The 17,255-nt window shown below is 43.6% G+C and carries 20 protein-coding genes; 10 read left to right on the top strand and 10 right to left on the bottom strand.

The window, feature by feature from the left end; translation table 11 throughout:
* Positions 1-30 precede the first annotated feature (30 nt).
* Positions 31-1,137, top strand: a complete 1,107-nt coding sequence (locus AB4623_RS01710; protein WP_017059177.1) for a M20/M25/M40 family metallo-hydrolase — start codon at positions 31-33, stop codon at positions 1,135-1,137.
* A 108-nt stretch (positions 1,138-1,245) separates the two neighbouring features.
* Here AB4623_RS01710 and AB4623_RS01705 read toward each other — a convergent pair whose 3' ends face one another.
* A complete protein-coding gene (locus tag AB4623_RS01705; RefSeq protein ID WP_372145618.1) occupies positions 1,246-1,668 on the bottom strand; it encodes a DUF3859 domain-containing protein in 423 nt (140 codons plus the stop codon).
* Positions 1,669-1,742: 74 nt separating this feature from the next.
* Positions 1,743-2,111 (bottom strand): ATP-binding protein, encoded by a 369-nt coding sequence (locus tag AB4623_RS01700; protein WP_017070899.1) that lies wholly within the window; start codon positions 2,109-2,111, stop codon positions 1,743-1,745.
* Positions 2,112-2,386: 275 nt separating this feature from the next.
* Between AB4623_RS01700 and metA the strand changes: the two genes are divergently transcribed.
* Positions 2,387-3,328 carry a homoserine O-succinyltransferase gene (metA, locus tag AB4623_RS01695; protein ID WP_017066439.1) on the top strand — a complete coding sequence of 314 codons (942 nt, stop codon included), beginning with the start codon at positions 2,387-2,389 and terminating at the stop codon, positions 3,326-3,328.
* A 168-nt stretch (positions 3,329-3,496) separates the two neighbouring features.
* Positions 3,497-4,264 (top strand): type IV pilus biogenesis/stability protein PilW, encoded by a 768-nt coding sequence (gene pilW, locus AB4623_RS01690; protein ID WP_017065536.1) that lies wholly within the window; start codon positions 3,497-3,499, stop codon positions 4,262-4,264.
* A 90-nt stretch (positions 4,265-4,354) separates the two neighbouring features.
* On the opposite strand, the gene rlmF is transcribed toward pilW, so the two are convergent.
* Entirely contained in the window at positions 4,355-5,677 is a 1,323-nt protein-coding gene (gene rlmF, locus AB4623_RS01685) for a 23S rRNA (adenine(1618)-N(6))-methyltransferase RlmF (protein ID WP_229647276.1), read from the bottom strand.
* Between the two features lie 4 nt (positions 5,678-5,681).
* Positions 5,682-6,179 (bottom strand): YgjP-like metallopeptidase domain-containing protein, encoded by a 498-nt coding sequence (locus AB4623_RS01680; protein WP_004734935.1) that lies wholly within the window; start codon positions 6,177-6,179, stop codon positions 5,682-5,684.
* Between the two features lie 153 nt (positions 6,180-6,332).
* Between AB4623_RS01680 and AB4623_RS01675 the strand changes: the two genes are divergently transcribed.
* Complete coding sequence (locus tag AB4623_RS01675) at positions 6,333-6,569, top strand: glutaredoxin family protein (protein WP_016786183.1); 237 nt, start codon at positions 6,333-6,335, stop codon at positions 6,567-6,569.
* Positions 6,570-6,658: 89 nt separating this feature from the next.
* Here AB4623_RS01675 and AB4623_RS01670 read toward each other — a convergent pair whose 3' ends face one another.
* Positions 6,659-7,531 carry a LysR family transcriptional regulator gene (locus tag AB4623_RS01670; protein WP_017066171.1) on the bottom strand — a complete coding sequence of 291 codons (873 nt, stop codon included), beginning with the start codon at positions 7,529-7,531 and terminating at the stop codon, positions 6,659-6,661.
* 110 nt (positions 7,532-7,641) lie between these two features.
* Here AB4623_RS01670 and AB4623_RS01665 point away from each other — a divergent pair, with 110 nt between their 5' ends.
* Together AB4623_RS01665 and AB4623_RS01660 are read left to right on the top strand one after the other, a co-directional pair.
* Entirely contained in the window at positions 7,642-8,841 is a 1,200-nt protein-coding gene (locus tag AB4623_RS01665) for an MFS transporter (protein ID WP_017065532.1), read from the top strand.
* Positions 8,842-8,926: 85 nt separating this feature from the next.
* The gene (locus AB4623_RS01660; RefSeq protein ID WP_102393884.1) at positions 8,927-9,493 is read left to right on the top strand and encodes a DUF1415 domain-containing protein; all 567 of its coding nucleotides are present in this window, start codon (positions 8,927-8,929) and stop codon (positions 9,491-9,493) included.
* A gap of 28 nt (positions 9,494-9,521) precedes the next feature.
* Here the strand turns inward: AB4623_RS01660 and AB4623_RS01655 are convergent, their stop codons facing one another.
* Entirely contained in the window at positions 9,522-10,592 is a 1,071-nt protein-coding gene (locus AB4623_RS01655) for a diguanylate cyclase domain-containing protein (protein WP_372145616.1), read from the bottom strand.
* A gap of 213 nt (positions 10,593-10,805) precedes the next feature.
* Between AB4623_RS01655 and AB4623_RS01650 the strand changes: the two genes are divergently transcribed.
* Positions 10,806-11,381, top strand: coding sequence for a nucleoside triphosphate pyrophosphohydrolase family protein (locus AB4623_RS01650; protein ID WP_008217561.1), 576 nt, complete (start codon positions 10,806-10,808; stop codon positions 11,379-11,381).
* A gap of 135 nt (positions 11,382-11,516) precedes the next feature.
* Here the strand turns inward: AB4623_RS01650 and AB4623_RS01645 are convergent, their stop codons facing one another.
* From AB4623_RS01645 to gntH, 4 genes are all read right to left on the bottom strand, one after another.
* Complete coding sequence (locus AB4623_RS01645; protein ID WP_017068284.1) at positions 11,517-12,005, bottom strand: GNAT family N-acetyltransferase; 489 nt, start codon at positions 12,003-12,005, stop codon at positions 11,517-11,519.
* A gap of 115 nt (positions 12,006-12,120) precedes the next feature.
* A complete protein-coding gene (locus tag AB4623_RS01640; RefSeq protein WP_017070904.1) occupies positions 12,121-12,630 on the bottom strand; it encodes a hypothetical protein in 510 nt (169 codons plus the stop codon).
* 185 nt (positions 12,631-12,815) lie between these two features.
* The gene (locus AB4623_RS01635; RefSeq protein ID WP_017068282.1) at positions 12,816-13,331 is read right to left on the bottom strand and encodes a hypothetical protein; all 516 of its coding nucleotides are present in this window, start codon (positions 13,329-13,331) and stop codon (positions 12,816-12,818) included.
* Between the two features lie 126 nt (positions 13,332-13,457).
* Positions 13,458-15,083 (bottom strand): guanitoxin biosynthesis MBL fold metallo-hydrolase GntH, encoded by a 1,626-nt coding sequence (gene gntH, locus AB4623_RS01630; protein ID WP_017068281.1) that lies wholly within the window; start codon positions 15,081-15,083, stop codon positions 13,458-13,460.
* Between the two features lie 192 nt (positions 15,084-15,275).
* Between gntH and AB4623_RS01625 the strand changes: the two genes are divergently transcribed.
* The 3 genes from AB4623_RS01625 to AB4623_RS01615 all read left to right on the top strand — a co-directional run bounded on the left by AB4623_RS01625 (position 15,276) and on the right by AB4623_RS01615 (position 17,226).
* The gene (locus AB4623_RS01625) at positions 15,276-16,115 is read left to right on the top strand and encodes a LysR family transcriptional regulator (protein WP_017068280.1); all 840 of its coding nucleotides are present in this window, start codon (positions 15,276-15,278) and stop codon (positions 16,113-16,115) included.
* A gap of 98 nt (positions 16,116-16,213) precedes the next feature.
* Complete coding sequence (locus AB4623_RS01620) at positions 16,214-16,933, top strand: hypothetical protein (RefSeq protein ID WP_372145614.1); 720 nt, start codon at positions 16,214-16,216, stop codon at positions 16,931-16,933.
* A gap of 59 nt (positions 16,934-16,992) precedes the next feature.
* Positions 16,993-17,226, top strand: coding sequence for a hypothetical protein (locus AB4623_RS01615; RefSeq protein WP_368084369.1), 234 nt, complete (start codon positions 16,993-16,995; stop codon positions 17,224-17,226).
* Positions 17,227-17,255 lie beyond the last annotated feature (29 nt).

The following is a 17,255-nucleotide window of genomic DNA, read 5'->3' as shown; positions in this document are numbered from 1 at the left end:
GAACAAGCGGAAGCATAATGAGAATTAACAATGACCCAAATTAATGAACAACGTCTTGTAGAACATTTCTGCGATCTAGTGAAAATTGATAGTGAATCTCGTAACGAAAAAGCGATTGCTGAAGCTTTGGCTGAGCAACTCGGTGAACTAGGTTTTGAAGTTCACAAACTGGCGGTTCCTGAAGAAGTGTCTAATGGTTTCAACATCTACGCTCGTCTAGATGGCACTCTTCCAGGTAGCACAGTGTTCAGCTGCCACATGGACACAGTAACGCCAGGCATCGGCATTGAGCCAATCATCGAAGACGGTATCATCCGTTCAAAAGGCAACACAATTCTAGGTGGTGACGACAAGTCTGGTATCGCAGCTATCATGGAAGCGGTTCGTTGCATTAAAGCTGAAGGACAAGAGCACAAAACTATCGAGATTGCATTTACTGTATTCGAAGAAGGCGGTCTGTTCGGCTCTTTGAACTTCGATATGTCTTACATTCAATCTGAGCACGCAATCGTACTTGATACAGGCGGTCCAATTGGCACTATCGTAAACGCAGCGCCTGGCCAGCAGAAGATTGTTGCTAAAATCAAAGGTCGCCCTGCTCACGCTGGTTTAGCACCAGAAGAAGGCATCAGCGCAATTCAAGTTGCTGCAGACGCTATCACTAAGATGAACCTACTTCGTATCGATGAAGAAACGACAGCAAACGTTGGTATTGTTGAAGGTGGTCAAGCAACTAACATCGTAATGCCAGAGCTTAAAGTCGTGGCTGAAGCACGTTCTCTAAACGGCGAAAAGCTAACGGCTCAAGTTGAGCACATGATCTCTACATTCCAAGAAAGTGCTAAGCAGTTCGGCGCTGAAGTAGAAATCGAATCAACTCGTGCTTACGATGCATTCGTTATTGCAGACGATCATCCGCACATTCTTTCTATCAAATCGGCGTTTGAGAAGCTTGGCGTCACAGCGAACACTAAACGCACTGGCGGCGGTAGCGATGCAAACAACTTCAACGCAAAAGGCCTGACAACAGTTAACCTTTCTACTGGTATGGCGAAAGTTCACACCACTGAAGAGTACATTGCAGTGAAAGACATGGTCGCAATCACTGAGTTTGTTGTGGCTTACGTAACGCAATAATCGAATCCATTAGTTAGGTAGTCACTTCTATCTAGCACAATGAAAAAAGCCGAGACATCATCACGATGCTCGGCTTTTTGTTGTTTAGGTGAACATAGAAGGTCGAACCTAAAACCCTCTACGCTTCCAGAATTGGCCTTCGTCTTTTGCTACTAGGTCGAATGTCTTGTCGGCGATGATGTTGCCTTTTAGCTCAACCGTCATGCGCCACTTTCCTAGCTTGTTCGAGACAGGAGCCCAGATAGTGTCACCTAAGTAGAAATCCCAGTCATTGTTGCCGACATACTCTTCACCATCGAACGGTTCGAGCACTTCACCTTTGTCTGTGGTGATGTTTGGGTGATAAATGCAGTAACGAATCTTTTCGCCTTTGGCTTTCTTGATATTCAAGATATAGCCAAATTCCACATCGATTTCAGCATCAACGGTAGTGGTGAACTTTTGGATTTTTGGAAGATCTTTAGATTTGGAATCCCATGTGGAATAGATACCATAAGAAGTCATGTCGACCACAACAGAGAGCTTTGCCATTTCAATCGTTACCTTGAAGTTGTTCTATTAATTTGATTCAATTTTCCATTCAGCCAAGCTGGATAAGCACGAGGCTATTCTTGCCAGTCTTTCGCCATACGTTTAATCACCGACGGCTCAATGTCGTGAATCGTGCCATATTGCTCTCGGCAGACTTCGATAATTAATTCTGCTTTATATTTGCGTGCAAGTTGGCGGTAGGCTCTCATTTCCCAATGCTTAATAAAGGTATTTGAAACAACCACATCAAGCCCTTGCTTTAAGCCGTTTTCAGCTGTGTTTTGACACCACTCATGAGCTTGTTGCAGCTGCCTAGGATCAAAATGGTACTCACCTTGCTCATTCACATAATACATATCGGCTTCGACATGCAATACATCGTAGGTTTTTGCTTTTGTTGATTTGCCAGAGCCGGGCAACCCTCGAATGAGTATTAACTTCATCTGTCACTTTACAGGCTAATTTGAAAACATGAGTTTATCGTAAATAGTAACGAGTTGCTCTGATAACTGCCTCTGCTCAGCATACGAAAACCAAGTACTTACACACGACTCAGACAATCACTGAATACAATGAGACTCCCCTCGAAGCGCGTGGATTGCTTCTGATAGAAAACACAAATAATTTACATCTATCCATTTTGCATATCGACAAGCGTATCAAACTACTATAGATTTAGATGTATAGACGTCTACATATCTAGCTTAGGGAGAAAGCTGTGCCTATTCGCATTCCAGACCAATTGCCAGCATCCGATGTTCTTCGTGAAGAAAACATCTTCGTTATGCCGTTATCAAGAGCATCGACACAGGAAATTCGTCCACTTCGAGTCTTGATCCTCAACCTAATGCCGAAGAAGATTGAAACTGAAACTCAATTTTTACGCCTACTATCGAACAGCCCATTGCAAGTGGATGTAGAGCTGCTGCGCATTGATGACCGACCAAGTAAAAACACACCGACTGAACACCTTGATAACTTCTACCGCCAATTTGAAATGGTCAAAGAAAGAAACTTTGATGGATTGATCATCACTGGTGCGCCGCTTGGCTTGGTTCAATTTGAAGATGTGATCTACTGGGATCACCTGAAAACCATCATGGAATGGGCAAACAAGCACGTTACTTCAACGCTATACGTGTGTTGGGCGGCTCAGGCTGGTTTGAAGTTATTATATGATTTGCCAAAACGCACTCGTAAAGAGAAGCTGTCTGGTGTTTATAACCACGAGATACATAACCCATACCACCCTATTTTACGTGGCTTCGACGATACATTCTTAGCTCCGCACTCTCGCTATGCGGACTTCTCTCAAGAGTACTTAGCGGAACATACTGACCTTGATGTTCTTGCAACTTCTGATGTTGCAGGCGTATACCTAGCAGCAACCAAAGATAAGCGAAACGTGTTTGTAACGGGTCACCCTGAGTACGACTCTCACACACTTCACAATGAGTACATTCGAGATTTGGGTGAAGGCATGGAGCCTGTGATACCAATCAACTACTACCCGAATAACAATCCAGACAACAAACCGGTTGCAAGCTGGCGCAGCCACGGACACTTGTTGTTCTCAAACTGGCTAAACTACTGCGTTTACCAACAAACGCCTTACGATCTGGATCATTTCAGCGAAGACAACTTTACCAAAGACGATTAAGTTCTTTCTTCCGATTCACAAACACATAAACCGTGTTCAGTATGTTGTTGATAAAACGACGAATTGGACGCGGTTTTTTTATGGTGTGTGGGTCGCATTCCATGATAGATTTACGACTTCAATGGGTTTGATTTCATATGATGGGTTGGTGTTCATAAGGAGCTTCACATGCCTGCCAAGCCATCATTTTCAAATCCGATTTCGTTGTCCCGCCCTCTTTCGTTATCAAGTGTGGTACTACTTGCCTCGCTTTCCTTGGCCGGTTGTGTCTCTGTCACTGAAGGACCGCCAAAGATTGAAAGTGATCCTATCGCGATGTCTGAATCTCGAATCGAATTAGGTTTGGGCTATATGGGACAAGGCAATATGGTGAGAGCGCGTGAAAACCTTGAGCTCGCGATTAAACACGCACCTAGCTACTACCGTGCTCGGCTTTCAATGGCGCATTACTACGAACAAGTGGGTGAAGTAGATGAAGCGAGAAGCACTTACCGCAAAGCACTCAGTCTTGATTCAAGAAATGGCAATGTATTGAACAACTACGGTACCTTCTTGTGTAAACAGGGCGAATACGAACAAGCCGATAATTACTTCAATCGCGCCATCGACCAACCCTACTACTACTTGGTGTCTGCAAGTTATGAAAACGCCGCGTTTTGCGCATTTAAGGCTGGCAATACCGACCAAGCGAAGTACTACTTCAGCAGAGCGATTGACCACGATCCAAACCGCGTAAAATCGATACTACAGTTATCAAAAATTGAAGTGAGTGACGCCGATTACAATGACGCTCGAATCCGTTTATTCAAATTCCACCAGCGTTATGGCTATCAAATTCCATCGCTTAAAATCTTGGTCGATCTCGAAAACAAAGCAGGTAACAAAGCTCTAGAGCAGAAATATCAGAGTAAGTTAGATGAGTTGCTTTCTGCTTAGGTTATATGCAAAACACAAAAAAAACGGGCTTGTTGCGTTAACAACAAGCCCGTCCGTATTTCAGCTTAATATCTTAACTAAGTGCAGCCGCTATTTTAGCGCGATCCACTCTTGTCTTTGCTCATCGTCCATAAAGGTCCATGCGATAAAGCGACTTACCTTCTGGCCTTGTGACATCTCGACGACTTTTACTTGTTTCGCTCGCAGCTTGCCAAGCTCTGAACGAACCATATCGACGTTATCTTTCTTAGAAATCAATGTCGTAAACCACAAAACTTGAGTAGCAAAAAGTTGACTCTCTCTCGCCATCTTCATAATGAAAGCGGCTTCACCACCTGGGCACCAAAGCTCGGCTTTTTGACCACCAAAGTTTAAGGTTGGTTTATCTTGCTTAGTTGATTTATCTAACTTAACTGGCTTCTTGTTCGTTTCAGGCTTGAACGACTGACCGGCTTTCTTAGCACGGTTCGCCGCTAGATTATCCAGTTTACGTTGTGACCCCTTTTCAGCCTCTTCAAGAGAGCTGTGGAATGGCGGGTTACAAATAGTGACATCGTAACGTTCATTATCCTTAATCACGCCCTTAAAGATAGATTCAGAGTCAGCTTGTAGGCGAGCGCGGATCTTACCTTTTAGATTAGGGTTGCTTTCCGCTATGAAGTTCGCTGTTTTGATGGAGACTGAATCAACATCTGTCCCTGTACAACGCCACTTATACTCTGTCGCACCAATGATTGGGTAGATACAGTTTGCACCGACACCAATATCTAATGCTTTCACAGACGCGTGGTTATAGGGTTCACCTTGGCCATCGCTATTAAGGATGTCGGCCACTCTGTGAATGTAGTCTGCACGACCAGGAATTGGCGGGCACAAGTAACCAGCAGGAATATCCCAATGTTTAACGCCATAGTGATGCGCCAACAAAGCTTTGTTGAGTAGCTTAACAGCCAATGGATCAGAGAAATTAATGGTGTCTTCGCCAACCGGATTCTTGATCAGATGCTCTTTTAGCTCAGGCAAGGCTGCAACTAGTAACTCGAAGTTATAGCGGCCAGTGTGCTGGTTTCTTGGGTGTAATCCACCTTGAGGTTTTTCAGCCGAGCGTCTTTTCTGAGCTGCGTTCTTGTTAAAAGCCGTTTTATTGAAAGAACCCTTATTCGATGATCCTTTATTGGCACCCGGTTTACCTCTGCTATCTTTTGCAAAAGGTCGCTTTGCTTTGTTATTGCCCGCGCCTTTAGGTGCACTATTCTTGCGGCTTTTATCAGATGTGTTCTTTGTAGAAATACGCTTGTCGCTGCTTGGCTTAGCTGTACTTGGCTTAACATCAGCTTGGTTGTCTTTTGTTTTTGCTGATGAAGTGCTGTTTTTCGACAGGCTTAGCGTCGTTCTATTTTGTGATTGGCTCATTGGGCTACTTCTTTAAATCTAAATACATCATGAATAAACGGGCATCCAACTCAAGTTGATGATATTCCGGTTCCATGTGACAGCATAGTTGGTAAAAGGCTTTGTCGTGCTCTTTCTCTTTGATATGCGCCAGTTCGTGTACCACCAGCATTCTTAGCAAAGGTTCTGGTGCATTTTTAAAAACACTGGCGATACGAATTTCATTCTTTGATTTGATCTTTCCACCGTGATTCTTAGCAACGTAAGAATGCAGACCTAACGCATTATTGATTAGGTGTATCTTGCCGTCGTAAATCACTTTGCTGATCGGTGGTGTTTTTTTCATGTAGCGATTTTTTATCTCAATCGCATAGTCAAACAGGGCTTTCTCGCTTTTTATTTCATGATTCTTTGGGTAGCGAGCTTCAAACCAAGGCACCAATTTACCCGACTCTACAAGTTGAGTAACAGGATCAAGAATGTGCTTAGGATAGCCTTGAATATAGCGTAAAGAAGGATGCATGCTGAAAGACCGTACAAGTTACACCACGACAATACGTTGTGGTCTTGAAAATTGAGCCGCATAGTGTAACTGATCACACTTTTCTAATCACCTAGGATTCGTTACACTTTAGCGAGATTCACCAAGAGCTACACTCAAAAAGAGATTGTAAAAATGAAACGTGTTGTATTGTACGTCGCAGACAAATGCCCGCACTGTAAAGATGCCCAAAGGTATTTAGACTCTAAGAAAATTGTTTACCGCCTGACGAATGCAAAGATGCAGCGTGGCCGTAAAGAATTGCAAGCAATGGGTGCTCGTTCTATCCCCGTGCTTAAAATCGGCGATCAAGTGATGGTCGGCTGGAATCAGAAAAACTTCGATAAGATGTATAACTCAAAGAACACCTAACGTGCTCTGAGCCAGTCATACTTCTATACAACAAAGCCCGAATATCCAATCTAGGATGTTCGGGCTTTGTTTATTTAAATCTTACTAAATCACACATACCGCTTAACGAAATCAATAAAGGTTCTGTCAGCTTTCGACAAATACCCTTCCTTTCTCCAGGCCAACGATAGATTCAGTTTTACAGGGTCTTTAAATGGCACGCCTATCACGTCTTTCTCATATTCCGTCACTAAGCTCAACAGCGCGGTGATCGCAAACTCTTGTTTAACGATAGAAAGAATCATCGGGAGCAAGTTGGTTTCAAACGCAATGGTCATATCAAGATCGTACTTCTTACAGGTCGCATCAATAAAATCGCGGTGGAAATAGCCCGATTTAAACATGATCAGCTCTTGAGCAAAGAATTCTTCAAAGGTCATCGAAGGCTGTTGTGCTAGCGGATGCTCCTTACCGACAACGGCGACCATCTCAGAACTTAACAGATGATCCGTTTCCAAATCATCTGGAACGTTCTCATGATTAATTACGCCAATATCGAGTTCGCCGTTTAACAGCATTTCACGAATCGATGCGGTGCCAGCATCAATCAAGGTCAACTTTAGGTTTGGGTATTGGCTTTTAAATGCCATCACTACTTGGGGGAAAAAGTAACTGCCCATCATACTTGGAGCGCCTAATCGAACCTCGCCTTTTTCTAGCCCCTTTAGTTCATTCATCGCGAGCTGAGCATCATCAAACTGCTGGGCGATTCGCTTTGCATGCTCAAACAGTACTTTGCCCTCCTCCGTTAAAGTGACGGATTTATCGCCTCGACGGAATAGAATCAACTCAAGCGTCTGTTCTAGTTTTTTAATAGAAATGCTCAACGCGGGCTGCGCGATATGCAGCGCTTTGGCGGCCTGAGTGAAGTTACCAAACTGCGCAACAGCCAGAAAATGTCGAAGAGGTTTTGATTCAAGCATGGTGATATATTTAATATATAGAGGTGATATTTTTAATATATTTCTTTAATCGCATCTGTACTGATAACTTGTTCACAAATAGCTTACTAACTTGCGCAGGCACAACGTCAATGTTTGATAAAGGCAGTCCTCAATACAAACGTATCACCCAATCATTGGCGATTGGTTCATTTATCATTTTCTGTAACCTTTACCTCTTTCAGCCTATCTTGCCGCACATGGCGGAGCACTTCCAAGTATCTGAAACTCAAATCAACTGGTTATTTGCTGCTACAACACTCGGCCTTTCGATTAGCTTGGTACCTTGGGCAATTGCCTCTGAAACCTTTGGTCGTAAACCCATTATTCTGTTCAGTCTGTTCGCTATCCCATTAATAGGGTTAAGCATGGTGTTCACGACTACCTTGTTGCAACTCGTTATTGCCCGCGCATTTATGGGCATCGCTGTGGCGGCGTTTGCTGGTGTGGCGGTTGCCTATATGGTTGAGGAGTTAACACCCAAAGCCTTTGCTGTCGCGATTGGAGGTTATATTGCGGCCAACTCATTGGGTGGAATCTTCGGACGTGTATTAGGCGGCTTAATTACAGACTATTTCGATTGGCATGCAACTGTACTGTTTTTCGTTGTCGGTTCATTGCTTGGTGCACTCTTTATTGCCTATCGCCTACCTGACCAACAGAACTTCAAACCTCAAAAAGGGCTGTTCTTTCATCACAACCGCTCCGTTGTAATGCACTTAAGAAACCGTACCTTGTGGCTTGCCATGTTGATTGGTGGTGCTAACTTCGCGCTGTTTGTTAACCTGTACTCTGTAATGGGCTTTAGGCTAGTATCCGAACCTCACTCGGTACCCGTTGGTTTAGCTTCACTGATATTCCTATGTTACTTGGCCGGTACGGTAAGCTCTAAGCTCTCCAACAAATGGACACTTCGCTTTGACCCGTTAAGCGGAATATTGATGGGCGTGTGTATTAGCTTAATCGGAATGCTAATTTCTGCAGTCGACAAAGTTCCGTTCATGCTAGCAGGCTTGTTATTGATTAGTGGCGGCGCGTTCTTCGCCCATACCCTTGCCTACTCTTGGGTAAGTCAAAAAGCACCGAGCGCTAAGGCAACGGCAACCGCTCTTTACTTAGTACACTATTACATAGGCGGGAGCTTAGGTGGTTTCTTACTCTTGTATTGCTGGCAACTGTTCGGTTGGAATGGCGTGATTGCGGGCGGTTCAATCTTCTATGTTGCGATATTTGCTTGGGTCTACCAATTAAAACAACTTCAAGTATCGGCCTCTAAACTCGCACAAGCATAAGTACGACTAAGGTTGTAACTCAATTATTGCTTTTGATTAACGTCCGTTCTGATATCCTACGCAAAATTTCATTTCGGAACCTGTTATGTCGAACACTCAAAGCACAGATCTTCAAACCATCCACGACCAAGTAAAACAATGGTTAGACGATGTCGTTATTGGCCTAAACCTGTGCCCATTCGCAGCCAAGCCACAACGTAATAAACAGATTAAGATCTTTGTGAGTGAAGCGAATACGGAAGAAGCGTTACTGGAAGACATCATGACGCATTTCGTAGAGTTAGATAATACGCCAGTTGCTGAATTAGAGACGACTTTAGTGGTGGTTCCTAACATGCTGCAAGACTTCTTCGACTACAACATGTTCATTGATTGGGTTGAAGCGTTGATCAAACAGCAAGACTGGGAAGGCGTTTACCAAGTGGCAACGTTCCATCCTGACTATTGCTTTGGTGGTGCGGATCCAGAAGACGATGAAAACCTAACGAATCGCTCTCCATACCCTGTTTACCATTTGATTCGTGAAGCAAGCATGGAAAAGGTACTGAAGCACTACCCTAACCCTGAAGCGATCCCAGACACCAACATCGCAAGAGTCGAGTCTTTAACGCCAGAAGAACGCCGTCAACTGTTCCCTTACTTGTTTAGCTAATAGTTCAGTTAATCGCTAACATGATGGCTCATATTCCTGAGCGCTCTTGATGATATGGACGAGAAATGAACTGATCTCGTCCATTTTGTTTCGCAATGTACAGACACTCATCGGCAACTTTGATGAGCTTATCTAACGCCGACATCCTTTCCCCTTTGGTATCCCCTGTACTCAACTCAAAATGACACGCACCAATTGATATAGTGACAGGCTTTCGATCCAGTGTGATTTTCTTCATCTCTTGCAAAAGAGTCATGAACTTACCTTCAACATAATTTGGTGTTTTATTTGGATACCAAAGAATGAACTCTTCACCACCAAAACGCGCCACAAACTCACCCTTTTGAGTGTTATTGTTCAGCACGCTCGCCACTTTCTTTAATACAACATCGCCCATTTGGTGACCGTAAATGTCGTTAACCTGTTTAAAGAAGTCGATGTCGACAACCGCCAAGGTTCCCTTTCCTAAAGAGCCTTTTAACTGCTCGACTTCCGCATTCAACGTTTTAAACAAGCAACGTCTATTTGGCAAGTGTGTCAGAGGATCATACAGAGCTTGATACTCCAATTTCTCATTCAACTCTTTGAGTTTTCGTTCTTGCTGCCTTCTAACCAGCTCCACTTCGATCCATGATGCCATTAGTCTCATCACGTCGACATCGAACTCTTTGAACTCACGATGATAGGGTGCTGGGCTTGAAAAGTTTAAGGTGCCATAAAGCTCATCATTAACGAAAATGGGAACCCCAATATAAGACTCCAAGCCAAAAGACTGGTAAGCAGGATGCTTCGCATACTTATCGTGTTTGCCACAATGCTCAATACAGATAGGACCAATCGATTTACAGGTAATTTCGCAATAGGTTGAACGATAATCAAAAGTGTCACCGCTATTGAGTTCTACCCCTTCAGGCGTAACACAATGTTCAACAACATAAGTATTGCGATCGACTTTCGATAAGATACCAATATCAAGGTTGAAGCGTTCAAGCCCCATAATAAGCAGCTGAGCGATCTGAATATCGAAGCCCTTTCGATAATCATTGGTGATTTGATACAAGCGGCGTATAACAATTTCGCTTTCACTGGCTTGGTTCATAAATGGGATTCCACTACTGCTGACATTAATGGCAACATTAATATTTCGTATATTAAGAAGAGTAAAGTGTAAAAAAACATAATAATCAATTAGTTTGTATGCAAAATACCTCATTGGTCCAATGAATAAAAGTCGCGTTCTTCCACTTTGCGTTAGCACCCCATTCCTACCTTTGTTAAAATGGTCCATTAACGAAACAAAATGGATAGGAATATGAACCTTTCTCAACTAAACCAAGAAATCTACGATCACCTTTACCGCGACATTGAAGAGTTCCGCAGTACTTTTGATCTGCCGGTTGCTGCTCCTGAAACAATGGACGAAAAAGGCGATACGCTACATACCTCTCTAGCGATCGAAGAGCTAACAGAACTTGCAGAAGCTGACTCTAAAATCGAACAAGCGGACGCTATTGTAGACAGCGTTTATGTTTTGATGGGACGTTTGGTTCACCTTGGCCAATCCAAAGTAGAAGACAACCTAGCGATCAGCTACTTAATCGACTTACTGTTGAACGTTGCCAAAAACCGTTCAATTGACTTCTTACCTTGCTGGGACGAAGTACACTCAAGCAACATGAGCAAAGTATGCCGTAATGAAACAGAATACGCAGAAACAGAAGCATTCTATGCTGAGCAGAACATTAAGCTAATGGCGGTTCAAAAAGGTGAATACATCATTGCTAAATGCGCTGAAGATTTTGTATCGGAAGGTAAAACAGTTCGCCAAGGTAAAGTACTAAAATCTGTACACTACCGTCCAGCCAACCTTGAGCCTCTTACAGCTTAAGTAGAGTTAAAACTGAAGCGCTTCAAAGCATCAGTTGACTGAAATAGAAAACGCCACGTTATTGTAACGTGGCGTTTTATTATCTATTGAAGAACTCTAGCTGTTTTAATTGTAGCCTTGGTTAGAAGCCGAGCGCTATACTAGTCGAGCCATATGATAAGCCGCCACATATTCGCCATTTCTGAAAGCGAATCCTGCGGACTCTCCTTCAATCACGAAACCAAACTTCTTATACAGACTGATCGCTCTTTCGTTATCGGTATACACCGTTAACTCCATTCGCTTGATGTTAATCCAGTTATCACACAAGTCGATTGCTGTTGCGAGCAGTTGGCTACCGACACCTTTGCCTAACACATCGTCTTTAACACCCATACCAAATGAAGCAACATGTCGTCTTCTTGGGTTCACACACACTTCCATTCCCAAGTTGCCAACAATCTCATCGTCGATCATCGCGACATACGAGTACACGTTGTCAGGCATATTAGAGATTCGTTTTTGCCAGCTTTCCAGAGATGGATTTGGGAGTTGCAACGTACCGGTATAAGCATTAGTGCATTCGTAAACTTCTTTGATTCCCTTTGCATCTGACGGTTCAGACCGTCTCACTATAATACTCATCGCAACTCCTACTATTTTCATCGCTAAATATGAAACACATCCTTAATGTGCACCTAGACACACTATCAAATAGTAAATATTTAACAATAGGTTAGATGAACTTATCTTATTGGGCTTAATTGATACTGAGTAAACGCCCTCTCTCAATATCTTGCTCAAGTACCTCCGGCGTTAAATCGCCATGTCCATGGTGGTCATGATTATGGTGATGACCATGATCGTGTCCGTGGGAATAACCTTTGTGTTCATTTGCTCTTTGAGCTAACTTGTGTGAGTCCAAATAGGTATCAGTTAAATCAGCACAATATTCTTCGGTCCATAAACGTCGAGCCTCATCATCACTCATGATTTGCTCGGCTTTAGGGCCCAATTTGTCCATGTAGAACATCCCCAGCTCCTCACCTTCTACATTGGCGTGGTTGATAAGGTTCATAAACGCAGGCTCTTGATTCTCATCTGATAGATGACCATTTTTGTAACACACGGTTAGACCAATAATATCGTCGCCAAGTTTCTCTAATTCAGGGTTAAAATGATTGTGACTGTGATTATGTTCGGCAGCGGCGACAAGCATTGGAGTAAGTAAAACACATGCGATAGCCAGTAGCTTAATGGTATTTTTCATGGGATAGACCTTCTGTATTTTCGAATACAAATTTGATTAGTTGGCTGACTTAGCTTCTTGTAAGGTGAGCTAAGCTGAGGGGAACTTCATGAGCATTTCAGCCTGAGTACCCCTCTGTCTCAATACAAATAATCAATGTGATTGGATAACAAGGCTCGATATAACGAGCGTTCTGTAGACAAAAATCACTTATCAACTACGATTCTTGCTGGTGCGATGGTGTAAGTCATTGGCTTCACCTCCCATTCACCTTTTGCTTCCAATGCAACCGCTAGTGCTTGCGCCTCTTCACATACCTTCGCTGGTTTTCCGTCAGCCCAGTATGATGGGCCCGAAGTGTAGCCGCACATCACTGAAAACGTGTGTTGGCCATTCTTTGTGGTGTATTCCGTCATAATGACACCACCTTCTCCATGCGTTATTTTTAGCGAGCCTTCATCGGCGACATGCATTGCATCGGAAGGATTCGGTTTGACATACGTTGTGTAGGTCCCACCATCTGACATGGATTGGTTGTCATACATGGTGTAGCCTTCTTTTTCTGAAGGTAAGGTCAGTTCGTAGTTAGGATCAATATCCGCTAAACGTTCTGAGTTATTCGTCGCACCAGGTTGATAGTTGTGAGCATTGGATTGTCCGTTAGCGAAAACAGACGCTGACACTAAAGATAGAATGACGACCGCTAAAATTGATTTTTTCATAATGAACTCCAGATATTCTAAGCAAAGATGTTGTAAGCAATAGTTTTTATGATTGAGTAAGAGAATGGGTTTATTTACCTAACTTTTTAGGATGTGAGGGCAATATCAGCCCTCACTGCAAATACCCTATTTGTTGTCGGTTCCTGCTCCTTCACCAGGCTCAGTTGGACGACTTACCGACTTGCGCTCAAGGTTGTGGTGAGCACGCACTCTATCCATGTATTCTTGCTTGGTGTTCATACCTTGCTTCATTGCTTCTGGTACTTGTTCAGCTGGGATCACGATGTCACGGTCGACTGGCCACTCAGTTAACAGCTCTGGGTGGTAGCCTTCTGGGTAGTACAGCTTTGGATCCAACTCTAAATCACGAATCTCTTGTTCTTGTATGTCTTCACGGCTGTTTTTCGGCAGCGGGATTCTAAAGTCAGACCCATCTGCCATATCAAATTGTGGCGCTCGCGCATTCGGGAAATCAGGTAAAATACCTTCACGAACCCACGCATTATCTTTAGTCATGTTAACGACAATGCCATCTGGCGCACCGAAGTGGTAAGGCCCTTGCCAATGGTGTCGAACCTCTGCAACGGTTTCCTCATTGAGATATGGGTCGAATGTCATGTGCGTTGTCATGAACAAGCGCGGTTGTACTTCATTCGCCACATAACCCGCCGCGTACGCTGGTGTATGGTGAGTATCAACGGTGTAACGTGCTAAGAATGGCGGCACACCTTGAATAATCGAAGACACACCGAACGTTTCGGTTTGCAGCTCAGTAATGAACAAGTCTGCACCTTTTGCGTATTTCAAATCCAACTCGGTTGGGCGACCGTCTCCTGTCCAAACAAATGAAAGCACTCGACCGTCATCTTGAGTCCAATTCAAGCGGTAACCAGACGCGCCATCTTTTGCGTGACTGCGTCGCCAGTGAATCACTTCCACATTGTCTTGGTCATAGATAACGCCACCGTCGTCGCGGAAATCAAACTCGTGTACCACTATGTCGTTGCCTGATGGGAACACATCAAATGCATCGGTGTGCCAGTTCAACATTTGCTGCATGCCTTCAATCATATGACGAGTGCCATATTCTGGAGTCGCACCACTTGGGCCATAAATGTTAAGCGGCTTTTCCCAGCGGCCATTCCAACCACCAAATTGATACAGATAAGGTAATGAGCCGTAATGATCTACGTGCAAGTGAGTAATGAAGATATGGTCGAGTTCATTCATCGCGACACCCGCCGCTACGTAGTTCGCAATTGATCCTTCACCTAAATCAAAAACAAAGTTAGAGCCGTTACCCAGTTCTACGTATATCGAGGTGTTTGCCTGCCCCGGGCGAATCATTGGTGATGTCCCCATGAACGTGACACGCATTTCATCCGGTTGAACTTCTTCAGTGCGTGGGAACCAGTTTGCGCCCGACACCATGTGATCGCCATAAGGTGCAATGCCCTCAAACATCAGGCCTTCTTTCCAACCTGAATTGGTTTCTTTGCGATAGTCACCATTGTTTACACCGCCCATTAACACAGAAAGCACTTCTTCTTCTGAAGAGTACAAGTTCCCCTTAGGTTGAGTGCTCAGATACTCTTCAAGGGTTTCACCCTCGTGATATTCAAATTTCTCGAGTTTTTGAATATCAGAGTTAGTCTGCTTGGTGTTGTATTGCATCATTGGGTCAGCAGCAAAAGCGGTTGTCGTGATGATCATTGCTGTAGAGATGATTGATAATTTTGCGAAAGTTCTCATAGTTTCACCTATCGGTCTGAGTATTTAGTAAATGAATGAAGTTCCTTCCTCACTCCGATGCAAACAAGTTTATTAATAAACAGAACCTTGATATATAGTGTAAACTTTACTTAAAACCTCCATTTCATTTATGAATCAATAACGACTCCACCATGATTTGGATGAGTGCAATAAGAATAGAGGGAACTGAATTTGGACCTTAATCTACTGACGACATTTTTGGCCGTTTACAAACACAGCTCTATCACCGTGGCATCAGAGCAGCTCGATATTTCTCAACCCGCGGTAAGCGCGGCTATTAAGAGACTCGAAGGGGTCGTGGGCAAGGCTTTATTTGTGAGAGAAGGACGAGGTATCGCGCCCACTGGAGCAGCGGTATCACTCGCTAATAAGATAGAAGACCCATTGAACATCATTGGAACGGTTGAGCAGCAAAAGAATGACCTTAAAGTCTATTGCACAGAGAGCTTGCTTCATTTCGTTAGCCAGGTTGAAGGCGTAAGCTTTACGGAAGCGCCACTCGAAGAGGAAGAACTGTTTGATGCGCTTACTGCACAAAAAGTAGATATCGTCATTGATGTACTTTCGAGTAAGAAACACTCATTGATTGAAGAAACCATCGTCGATGAGGAGCCCGTGTGTCTGACTCGAATCAACCACCCTCGAATTGGTGAGACACTAAGTAAAGAAGAGTATTTCCAAGAGGAACATATTGCGCTCAAGATCAAACGCGCCAACATGAACACGGTCGAGTTTTTATCAGAGAGCGATATCGAGCCGAGAAAAGTCAGAATTGAAACCAGTTCAATTTCAAGCATGCTGATTTTGGCAAGCACGACAGATTATATCGCCGCTTCTACTCGTTCTTTTGCAGAAATGCTCGCACCAGCGCTTGGCTTACGCGTTCACCCTATCCCCATCAAATTAAGACCGATCACGTTTCGAATGCTCTATCACCGCCGCTACGCTAAAGACGAACAGCACATCAAAACCCGTGAAGCAATCAAATCAGCATTAAGGAAACATAAATGAAACTGAGGTTTTAACTAAAGTTAACCCTATTAATATAAATTCAGTTTAATCACATACTCTCCAGCAAGTTAATTCAATAGAACGACACTGGAGAATCCATGAACAAACTTAGCGTTATTGCACTGCCACTTACGTTACTCAGCAGCGCAGCGTTTGCGACTTCGACTCAAGTTTACATCGAACAAAACGTTGCCTCTAATGCTGCTGATAACGGTGTCTACACCACAGAAGCTGGCGCATTAATCGATACCTCAGAAAATGGACAAGTCTATATAGGTTTTGATGACCAAGGTTGGTTAGCAGCGGGTTACGGCCACGACTTTCACATCAGCGAGTCCTTCACGTTCAACCTATACGGTGAACTCGGTAAATGGGACAACGGTGAAGAGTTATTAATCGAAGGTATTATTGATTACCAAGTCAATGATAACTTCAATGTATTCAGTGGATTGGGATATAACCAGTCAGGGCAAGTACTCGAGAATGTAAGCGACACCACGATCAACACTAATAAGTTCATCGCCGGTGCGGGGTACTCACTCTCAGGCTGGGATTTAGCTTACCAATACACTCACGAAAACAGTGATGGATCCAATGGCGGGTTTACCCACAACGATGACAACGTAATCTTTCATCAAGGCGACTACCGTACCAATGAACACGAAGTCGTTCTCTCTAAGAGCATCGACGACTGGACACCCTACGTGAAATACACCTATTTCAACACCAACGAAGGTGACCTTTACTTGAACGGCCAATCGATGGGCCCGATCGACAACGACAGCATCATCACACTTGGTTTGTCTTACGACTTCTAAATATCTCAGATTCAATTCTCATAGGCAGATGGATTTGCCCACCTTTCGAGGGCACTACTATGAAAATTACTTCTCAACGTAACAAAGTCATTAATATCGCTGCAGCGATCAGTATCGTTTTGTTTTCTGCGATTCCCACCTACGCAAGTGCTGATCACTTAGATTTCCATTATCTAGAGTCGAGTTATCTAGAAACCAGCTATCTAGACTCCTCCTCCGTCGAATTCATGACACCAGATTTTGATCAGGGGTATCTTAACGATGAGATTAAAGAAAACCTTATTCTGGAATAATTCGTCAACACATTACAAAACGTTATATA

The organism is Vibrio sp. 10N.222.52.C12 (genome assembly GCF_041474215.1).
GTDB lineage: Bacteria > Pseudomonadota > Gammaproteobacteria > Enterobacterales > Vibrionaceae > Vibrio > Vibrio crassostreae_C.
The sequence above is the reverse complement of the archived record's forward strand: the minus strand, read 5'-3'. Positions and strand labels throughout refer to the sequence as shown.

Excerpts from the sequence above, each read along its gene's own strand:
- AB4623_RS01710 (WP_017059177.1), top strand. The coding sequence starts at position 31 with ATGACCCAAATTAATGAACAACGTCTTGTAGAACATTTCTGCGATCTA.
- AB4623_RS01705 (WP_372145618.1), bottom strand. The coding sequence starts at position 1,668 with ATGGCAAAGCTCTCTGTTGTGGTCGACATGACTTCTTATGGTATCTAT.
- AB4623_RS01700 (WP_017070899.1), bottom strand. The coding sequence starts at position 2,111 with ATGAAGTTAATACTCATTCGAGGGTTGCCCGGCTCTGGCAAATCAACA.
- pilW (WP_017065536.1), top strand. The coding sequence starts at position 3,497 with ATGCCTGCCAAGCCATCATTTTCAAATCCGATTTCGTTGTCCCGCCCT.
- rlmF (WP_229647276.1), bottom strand. The coding sequence starts at position 5,677 with ATGAGCCAATCACAAAATAGAACGACGCTAAGCCTGTCGAAAAACAGC.
- AB4623_RS01680 (WP_004734935.1), bottom strand. The coding sequence starts at position 6,179 with ATGCATCCTTCTTTACGCTATATTCAAGGCTATCCTAAGCACATTCTT.
- AB4623_RS01675 (WP_016786183.1), top strand. The coding sequence starts at position 6,333 with ATGAAACGTGTTGTATTGTACGTCGCAGACAAATGCCCGCACTGTAAA.
- AB4623_RS01670 (WP_017066171.1), bottom strand. The coding sequence starts at position 7,531 with ATGCTTGAATCAAAACCTCTTCGACATTTTCTGGCTGTTGCGCAGTTT.
- AB4623_RS01665 (WP_017065532.1), top strand. The coding sequence starts at position 7,642 with ATGTTTGATAAAGGCAGTCCTCAATACAAACGTATCACCCAATCATTG.
- AB4623_RS01660 (WP_102393884.1), top strand. The coding sequence starts at position 8,927 with ATGTCGAACACTCAAAGCACAGATCTTCAAACCATCCACGACCAAGTA.
- AB4623_RS01655 (WP_372145616.1), bottom strand. The coding sequence starts at position 10,592 with ATGAACCAAGCCAGTGAAAGCGAAATTGTTATACGCCGCTTGTATCAA.
- AB4623_RS01650 (WP_008217561.1), top strand. The coding sequence starts at position 10,806 with ATGAACCTTTCTCAACTAAACCAAGAAATCTACGATCACCTTTACCGC.
- AB4623_RS01645 (WP_017068284.1), bottom strand. The coding sequence starts at position 12,005 with ATGAGTATTATAGTGAGACGGTCTGAACCGTCAGATGCAAAGGGAATC.
- AB4623_RS01640 (WP_017070904.1), bottom strand. The coding sequence starts at position 12,630 with ATGAAAAATACCATTAAGCTACTGGCTATCGCATGTGTTTTACTTACT.
- AB4623_RS01635 (WP_017068282.1), bottom strand. The coding sequence starts at position 13,331 with ATGAAAAAATCAATTTTAGCGGTCGTCATTCTATCTTTAGTGTCAGCG.
- gntH (WP_017068281.1), bottom strand. The coding sequence starts at position 15,083 with ATGAGAACTTTCGCAAAATTATCAATCATCTCTACAGCAATGATCATC.
- AB4623_RS01620 (WP_372145614.1), top strand. The coding sequence starts at position 16,214 with ATGAACAAACTTAGCGTTATTGCACTGCCACTTACGTTACTCAGCAGC.
- AB4623_RS01615 (WP_368084369.1), top strand. The coding sequence starts at position 16,993 with ATGAAAATTACTTCTCAACGTAACAAAGTCATTAATATCGCTGCAGCG.